2 tRNA genes are annotated in these 746 nt (G+C 40.8%); both read right to left on the reverse strand.

The annotated features are described in order from the left end of the window. Positions 1 to 476 precede the first annotated feature (476 nt). Positions 477 to 552 (reverse strand) — tRNA-Ala (locus ACAN52_RS21880). A 71-nt stretch (positions 553 to 623) separates the two neighbouring features. Further along, positions 624 to 700 (reverse strand) — tRNA-Ile (locus ACAN52_RS21885). Between the last annotated feature and the right edge of the window lie 46 nt (positions 701 to 746).

The raw sequence follows: 746 nt of genomic DNA on the forward strand, positions 1-746 counted from the left end.
GTCGTTGTCGCTGTGGGCGTTCACGTCGACGTACTTACCAGTACGACTCCATTCACGTCCTCGCTCCGCCTAGCATCTGACAGCTTCTTGTCAATCTGTCCTCATTTGAAAGTCATTCGCGTTTAGAAAACACGAACAAATTTTATATATTCATAAATGAATATACGTTTAAAAATTAATCCTAAAATGCTTGGTAATCACCCATTTGCATGGTTTATTACTTTTGCTTTCTTCTGTGAAGTTTTCAAAGAACATAAGCAGGCATTCGGAAATTCATTTCCGTATGATCGCTTAGTTAGCACNTGGTAATCACCCATTTGCATGGTTTATTACTTTTGCTTTCTTCTGTGAAGTTTTCAAAGAACATAAGCAGGCATTCGGAAATTCATTTCCGTATGATCGCTTAGTTAGCATGATAGTGCTAACATCATTTCCCTCCTGCTAGCCAAAGCTACTAGGAAAGCAATGAAATAATTTGGTGGAGAATAACGGGATCGAACCGTTGACCCCCTGCGTGCAAGGCAGGTGCTCTCCCAGCTGAGCTAATTCCCCATATTTTCATTTGACTTCATGAGTCAAAAAAATTCGAGTTATTAAAACCTCGAATAATAATAACAAATGAATGGTGGGCCTAGATGGACTCGAACCATCGACCTCACGCTTATCAGGCGTGCGCTCTAACCAGCTGAGCTATAGGCCCGTAGAGGTATTCCCTCAAAACTAAGCAATGTAAGTAGAGTTTAAAC

The sequence above is a fragment of the Pelosinus sp. sgz500959 genome (genome assembly GCF_042610375.1).
Lineage (GTDB): Bacteria > Bacillota > Negativicutes > DSM-13327 > DSM-13327 > CTSoil-075.